Source organism: Campylobacter sp. RM16190 (assembly GCF_012978835.1).
In the GTDB taxonomy this organism is placed as follows: domain Bacteria; phylum Campylobacterota; class Campylobacteria; order Campylobacterales; family Campylobacteraceae; genus Campylobacter_A.
The window spans coordinates 1-6,698 of the sequence record NZ_LIWS01000018.1; the positions used below are offsets into that span (position 1 = coordinate 1).

The window sequence follows — 6,698 nt, forward strand, 5'->3', positions numbered from 1 at the left end:
AAAGATAAATCAAGTCATAAAGCAAAATTTACCCGACCAGCACGTAACTATGCAGTTTTTTCAAAGGGCGGGTAACGTCACTTTATGCGGTATCGATGAAGCTATAGCGATCGTGCATACCTTTGCTAAAGAGCCTGAAGAGCTTGAAATTTACGCGTTAAATGACGGTGATATCATAAATGCAAACGAGCCTGTTTTAAAGATAAGCGGCAAGTATGAAAATTTCGGCTTTTTAGAAAATATCATCGATGCCACTCTAGCTCGCAGAAGCTCGGTAGCTACGAATGTCGCCAGAGCCTTAAAGGCCGCAAACGGCAAAATAGTCTTTTCTATGGCGGATAGGCAAGATGACATCTCAACGCAGATAGGCGACGGATACGCCACTTATGTCGCGGGCATAGATCGCGTCTCAACCGATGCTCAGGGCTTTTGGTGGAGTGGCAAGGGCATGGGGACTATGCCGCACGCGCTTGTTCAGATGTACGAGGGAAATATAGTAAAGGCGTGTGAAATTTACGCTAAAACCTTTCCCGGTGAGCTTGTAACGGCACTTGTTGATTACAATAACGACGTGATCACCGATGCACTTTTAGCCGCAAATGCACTAAAATCAAGGCTTGGTGCCGTTAGGGTTGATACATCTCAAAGCCTCATAGACAAGTATTTTGAGGATAAAGACACAAGCGGATTTGATCCGCATGGGGTCTGCAAAGAGCTTATCTTTGCACTTCGCAAAGCGCTTGATGAAAACGGCTTTAATCACGTTAAAATAGTCGTTAGCTCGGGCTTTACTCCTGAAAAAATTGCCGAATTTGAAGCGCATGATACGCCTGTTGATATCTATGGCGTAGGAAGCTTTACCGTTAGAAACGATACTTGCGGATTTACGGGCGATCTTGTGGAGCTAAACGGCAAAGCAGAAGCCAAAGTTGGGCGCCGAAATTTTATCTCTGAGAGATTGCAAAAAGTAGAATTTGAAAGATAAATTTAGGCGCAAACGAGTTAAATTTGCGCCTGTAAGTTTATTTTATAGATTCTAGCGCACTGCAACATTGAGCCGAGCCTATATCGCAGCCTTTTTTGAAGTAAATTTTAGCCTTTTCAAGATCCTTTGCGACCCCGCTTTCAGCAGGCGGCATCTGGTATGTGTAGCCCGCAAATAGGCAGGATTCGACTAAGCCGTGTTCGCAGCCCTTGTCAAAATACTCTACCGCTTTGGTAAATTGCTTTTCTTGATAATATGCAGAGCCTGCGTATTCACATCCAATGGCGATCTTGGCTTCGCAAGCTTTTGCTGCGTTATCTTTATCTTTTACGTATTTTCCTGAAGCTTCATGATCTTTTTTTGTAAAGGCTAGCAAATAATACTCAAACGCCTTTATCTCGTCTTTTTTGCCGTATTTGTCGTCTTGGTAAATTTCGCCCAGCTTTGCGCATCCGTCAAATCTATCGCCCCCGCAAATTTGGCTTAGAATTTCGATCGCTTTGTCTATGTTTTTCTCGACACCTTTGCCGTCTCTATAACCCATCGCTACAAATTTGCAACCGTCATCGTAGCCGCCGTTGCAAAGCTTTGCAAATATCTCAAAGCCCTTTTTAGGATCGTGCTGTGCGCCGTTTTTGCCTTCGGTGTATGAGTATCCAGTCCATAAACATCCTAAATTTGAGCCCAGATCGCAAGCTTTTTGGTAGTATTTGACGTCTTGTTTTTCATAGGCGTAGTCTATACAAGCGGATGCATCGCCGTTTTCACAACCTTTTTCGGGGCTTACGGCTGTTTTGTCTTTTACTTTATTGCAGCAGTCGGATCTTTTACCAAATGATATCTCGCAGCACTTTTCATAAGCCTGCTTTGCAAGCCCCGAGTCTTTTTTGACATCAGAGCCCTTTCCGAACTCATAAAGCTGCCCAAGCTCTTTGCAAGAAGAATCAACTTTTTCTTTATAGCAACCTAGCTTGAAGTAGTGCTCCGCATTTTTCCACTGACCTTTGGATTTTGCGGTCATTCCGTTATTGTGATTTGGTCCGGCTTGTGCTACCGACAAGCAACTAAATACTAAAAACAGGGTTAAAGCTAACTTTTTCATAGACTCCTCCTTGCGAGTAAATCTGTAAGAATTATAACCTTTTTGATATATTTTTAATCTAAATTATAACAACTTCCGTTTTTAGCTCTACGCCGAATTTTTCCAGCACTAGTTTTTTGGCTAAATTTATGAGATTTATTGCATCATCAAAGCTTGCATTATCAAAATTTATCAAGAAATTTGCGTGCTTTTCGCTAAATTTTGCTCCGCCGATAACGTGCCCTTTTAACCCGACGGCCTCGATAAGTCTGCCTGCGTAATCGCCCGTTGGATTTACAAAGCAGCTTCCAAAGCTAGCTCCCTTCGGCTGGTTTGAGCGTTTAAGCCCAAATTCGCTTGCAAGTGCGGCGTTAAAGCCTTTTGTTGCTTTAAATTTGGTTGCAAAAACAATTTCGTTTAGCTCGCAATATCGGTAAGCAAATTTTATCTCTTCTTTTTTTACCCAGCCTCGTTTTAAACGCACTTCAAGCAAGTTGTCGCTCATGGAAATTCCACAAAGCCCCGCGTTCATCTTGATCATGCCTCCAAGAGTGCCGGGGATATTTTGCAAAAACTCAAAGCCCGCTAGATCGTGCTTTTTGGCAAAATTATAAATTTTACCGCTCTTTGTAGCTGCACCTATCTCTAAGATTTTGTCTTCAAGTTTTATATAGTCAAATTTATCGCTTAAAATCGCCATCGGCGCAGGACTTAGCGAAACTAAAAGGTTGTTTCCACCGCCTATTATCACGCGGCCTTGCGTATCATCTTGCGTGCTATCTATGAGCAAAACCTCGTGCACGCCGCCAATTTTAACAGAGGTAAATTTAGAAAAATCAATAAGCTTGGTCATTGAACAAAGTGCGGGATAAACTCTATCATGCGGATGGTAAAATCAACCATCATGCTCACCATCCAAGGCATGAGAAATATGATAACAACGACTACGAGGATGATCTTTGGCACGAAGCTTAGCGTCATCTCGTTTATCTGCGTGGTCGCTTGAAAGATACTGATGATAAGACCCGCACTAAGACCTGCTAAAAGCATAGGAAAGCTAAGATAAAGCGCGGTTTTAAAGGTTTCGATGCCAAGCTCTATTAGGGTTGATTGCATTTAGCTAAACCTTATGTCGTTGTATTCGGTTGGTACCAGATAGTCGCGCACGTCGATTAACTCATCGTAAAAGCCGTGCTTATAGCCTATCTCAAACAGCTTATTTACAGCGTTTAGCTGCGTTTCGTTCATCGATACAGAGCTGTCGTTGGCGTATAAATTTAGATAAATTTTAAGCTTTTCTTTATCGACTCGGATCAAATTTCGCTCCATAAGCATGTGTGATAAAAACGGCTTATGATCGGTTGCGATTTTAACGGCTTTGGTAAGCACTCGCTCGCACTCTATCGCGTCAGTTATCGGCAGGCTTCTGCGAACGGCCATGCCGCCAAGCGGAAGCGGTAAATTATCACCTGCAAACTCACGCCAGATATCCCAAATTTCACGCTCTACGCAAAGTTCGTCACTAAAAGTTAAGATGCTTTCGTGAATTAGCACTCCCGCATCTACTTCGCCGCTTAAAACGGCATTTTCTATATCTAAGAAATTTTTATAAACTATGCGCGCCTCAGGATATGCCACACGAAACAAAAGCGCGTTTGTGGTGTGTTTGCCTGAGAGTGCGACTTTGAAATTTCGTTTTAGAATTTTATCTTTTTTCTTTACCAGTTTTGGTCCGTATCCCTCTCCGAAACTAACCGCGCACCGAAGCAAGGCATAGTTATCCCTTATAAGCGGATATAATCCAAAACTAATCGCGGTAGCGTCGTAAGTGCCTTTAAGCGCCTCGACGTTAAGCGTTTGGATGTCTAAAGCAAGGTTGCTAAAGCGCAAATTTGTAGAATCAACCCAGCCGAATTTTATCGCCATATACATAAAAATATCGTCCGCATCGGGTGAATGCGCTACGCTAATATCTTTAAAATATCTCAAATTTAATCCTTTTTAGGATTATAGGTTAAATTTTATGAATAGTTGATTAAATAGCCTATTATTAGAAGTTATCTTTATATTTTTTAAAAAATTAAATAAACCGAAATTCATCTTAAATTTGATAAAATCAGACAATTTAATTATAAAATTTAAAGGCAACAAATGGCGGTAGAAAAAGAGGATAATAAAAAAATAGGATCGGCTGAACTTGATGCTGATAAGAAAAAAGCGCTAGAGCTAGCCTTAAAGCAGATTGATAAATCATTTGGTAAAGGCACAGTCGTCAGACTTGGCGATAGAGAGATAGAGCCGATAGATAGCATATCTACAGGTTCGCTAGGACTTGATCTAGCACTTGGTATAGGCGGAGTGCCAAAAGGAAGAATCGTAGAAATTTACGGACCAGAGAGCTCCGGAAAGACTACATTGACCCTTCATATAATAGCTGAAGCTCAAAAGGCCGGTGGAGTATGCGCCTTTGTCGATGCTGAGCATGCTCTTGATGTAAAATACGCCGCAAATTTGGGCGTAGATACGGATAATCTTTATATTTCTCAGCCAGATTACGGCGAACAAGCGCTTGATATCGTAGAGACCTTGGCTAGAAGCGGAGCTATTGATCTGATAGTCGTGGATAGCGTTGCTGCACTAACTCCTAAAAACGAGATAGAAGGAGATATGGGCGACCAGCATGTAGGTCTTCAGGCTCGATTGATGTCTCAGGCTCTTAGAAAGCTTACCGGAATTTTACACAAGATGAATACAACTGTAATATTTATCAATCAAATTCGTATGAAAATAGGCGCTATGGGATACGGCACCCCTGAGACTACTACCGGTGGAAATGCACTGAAATTTTATGCTTCGGTTAGGATAGATGTACGTAAAATAGCTACTTTAAAGCAGAATGAAGAGCCGATCGGTAACCGCACTAAAGTAAAGGTGGCAAAAAATAAAGTCGCTCCTCCGTTTAAAGTGGCTGAATTTGACATAATGTTTGGCGAGGGAATTAGTAAAGAGGGCGAGATAATAGACTATGGAGTAAAGCTTGATATAGTCGATAAAAGCGGTGCTTGGTTTAGCTATAACGCCAATAAGCTTGGTCAAGGAAGAGAGAATTCAAAGGCTTATTTAAAAGAGCATCCAGAGGTGGCTGATGAGATAGTGGCTGCCATAAAAGGCTCTATGGGGATTGATCACTTGATAAGTTCAAGTGCAAAAGATGATGATACAACTGAGGCAGGAGAAGAATAATGATATTTATAGATGATGTTACAGCCATTGAGGCGCTTGATAGCAGAGGAAACCCTACTGTGCGTGCAACTGTGACTTTAAGCGATGGAACAGTAGCAAGCGCGATAGTACCAAGTGGTGCAAGCACGGGTAAACGCGAGGCTCTTGAACTTAGAGATAAAGATAATAGATATTGTGGCAAGGGCGTATTAAAGGCAGTCGCAAATGTAAATGAGGTTATAGCAGAGGCTATCATAGGACTAAACGCCTACGATCAAAAAATGATAGACGATGAGCTTCTTAGGCTTGACGGTAGCGACAACTACTCAAATTTAGGCGCAAATGCCGTGCTTGGAGTATCTATGGCAGTATCCAGGGCTGCCGCAAAAAGTTTAAATATTCCACTTTACCGCTATCTTGGCGGAGCAAATGCAAGTGTGTTGCCTGTGCCTATGTTTAACATTATAAACGGCGGAGCCCATGCAAACAATAGTGTGGATTTTCAAGAATTTATGATAATGCCTTTTGGATTTGAGACATTTAGCGATGCACTTAGAGCGGCGGCTGAAATTTATCAGGTTCTAAAAGGAATTTTAAACGATTTAGGACATAGTACAGCAGTTGGCGATGAGGGTGGATTTGCTCCAAATTTAAAGGATAATGAAGAGCCTATTCAAATCATAATGCAGGCTATAGCAAAAGCCGGATATAAAGCTGGCGAACAGGTAAAAATCGCTCTTGATGTCGCTTCAAGCGAGCTTTATAAAGATGGCAAATATGAGCTTGAGGGCAAAAAACTAAGTTCTGAGGAGTTGATTGAGTACTATGCTAGGCTTTGCGAAAAATATCCTATCTGCTCAATTGAGGATGGTTTGAGTGAGGATGATTGGGATGGTTGGGCTAAACTAACAGCGAGATTGGGTGCTAAGGTCCAGCTTGTGGGCGACGATCTATTTGTAACAAATGAGAAAATTTTAAGAGAAGGCATTAAAAAAGGTGTGGCAAACGCGATTTTGATCAAGCCAAATCAGATCGGTACAGTTAGTCAAACTATGCAAACTATTCGCCTAGCACAAAGAAAAGGATATCGCTGCGTGATGAGCCATAGAAGCGGCGAGAGTGAAGATAGCTTTATAGCCGACTTTGCAGTAGGTTTAAATACTGGCCAAATTAAAACAGGTGCAACTTCAAGAAGCGAGAGAAATGCAAAATACAACCGCTTGCTTGAGATTGAGCTTGAAACGGATGAATTTTTAGGACATGAAATTTGAGTGAAATTTTAAAGGAGTATGACGAAAATGAGATAAGGAGATCATACTCTTTTAAAAATTTCTTAAGACTATTTATAATAACCATCATTGTCATATTGTTTGGTATATATATCGGCAATATGATGTTTGGAAAGCGATC

At 41.4% G+C, this 6,698-nt stretch carries 7 protein-coding genes; 3 read left to right on the forward strand and 4 right to left on the reverse strand.

Features of this window, described 5'->3' with window-relative positions; genetic code table 11:
- Nucleotides 1–985 (forward strand): nicotinate phosphoribosyltransferase (locus CDOM16190_RS10340; protein ID WP_170020744.1); only part of this gene is annotated, 985 nt, incomplete at its 5' end.
- 37 nt (nucleotides 986–1,022) lie between these two features.
- Here CDOM16190_RS10340 and CDOM16190_RS10600 read toward each other — a convergent pair.
- From CDOM16190_RS10600 to CDOM16190_RS10360, 4 genes are read right to left on the reverse strand one after another with little or no spacing between them, the layout of a single operon-like run.
- Complete coding sequence (locus CDOM16190_RS10600) at nucleotides 1,023–2,087, reverse strand: tetratricopeptide repeat protein (RefSeq protein ID WP_211437448.1); 1,065 nt, start codon at nucleotides 2,085–2,087, stop codon at nucleotides 1,023–1,025.
- Between the two features lie 58 nt (nucleotides 2,088–2,145).
- Nucleotides 2,146–2,919: a UDP-N-acetylmuramate dehydrogenase gene (locus CDOM16190_RS10350; protein WP_170020746.1), complete on the reverse strand. Its 774-nt coding sequence runs from the start codon at nucleotides 2,917–2,919 to the stop codon at nucleotides 2,146–2,148.
- Nucleotides 2,916–3,182: a flagellar biosynthesis protein FliQ gene (gene fliQ, locus CDOM16190_RS10355; protein WP_169941033.1), complete on the reverse strand. Its 267-nt coding sequence runs from the start codon at nucleotides 3,180–3,182 to the stop codon at nucleotides 2,916–2,918. Before fliQ ends, CDOM16190_RS10350 begins: the two co-directional genes overlap by 4 nt.
- Complete coding sequence (locus tag CDOM16190_RS10360) at nucleotides 3,183–4,055, reverse strand: menaquinone biosynthesis family protein (protein ID WP_170020748.1); 873 nt, start codon at nucleotides 4,053–4,055, stop codon at nucleotides 3,183–3,185. It lies immediately after the preceding gene.
- A 162-nt stretch (nucleotides 4,056–4,217) separates the two neighbouring features.
- Between CDOM16190_RS10360 and recA the strand changes: the two genes are divergently transcribed.
- Together recA and eno are read left to right on the forward strand one after the other, a co-directional pair.
- Complete coding sequence (gene recA, locus CDOM16190_RS10365) at nucleotides 4,218–5,309, forward strand: recombinase RecA (protein WP_170020750.1); 1,092 nt, start codon at nucleotides 4,218–4,220, stop codon at nucleotides 5,307–5,309.
- The gene (gene eno / locus CDOM16190_RS10370; protein ID WP_170020752.1) at nucleotides 5,309–6,559 is read left to right on the forward strand and encodes a phosphopyruvate hydratase; all 1,251 of its coding nucleotides are present in this window, start codon (nucleotides 5,309–5,311) and stop codon (nucleotides 6,557–6,559) included. The genes recA and eno overlap by 1 nt, the downstream gene beginning before the upstream one ends.
- Nucleotides 6,560–6,698 lie beyond the last annotated feature (139 nt).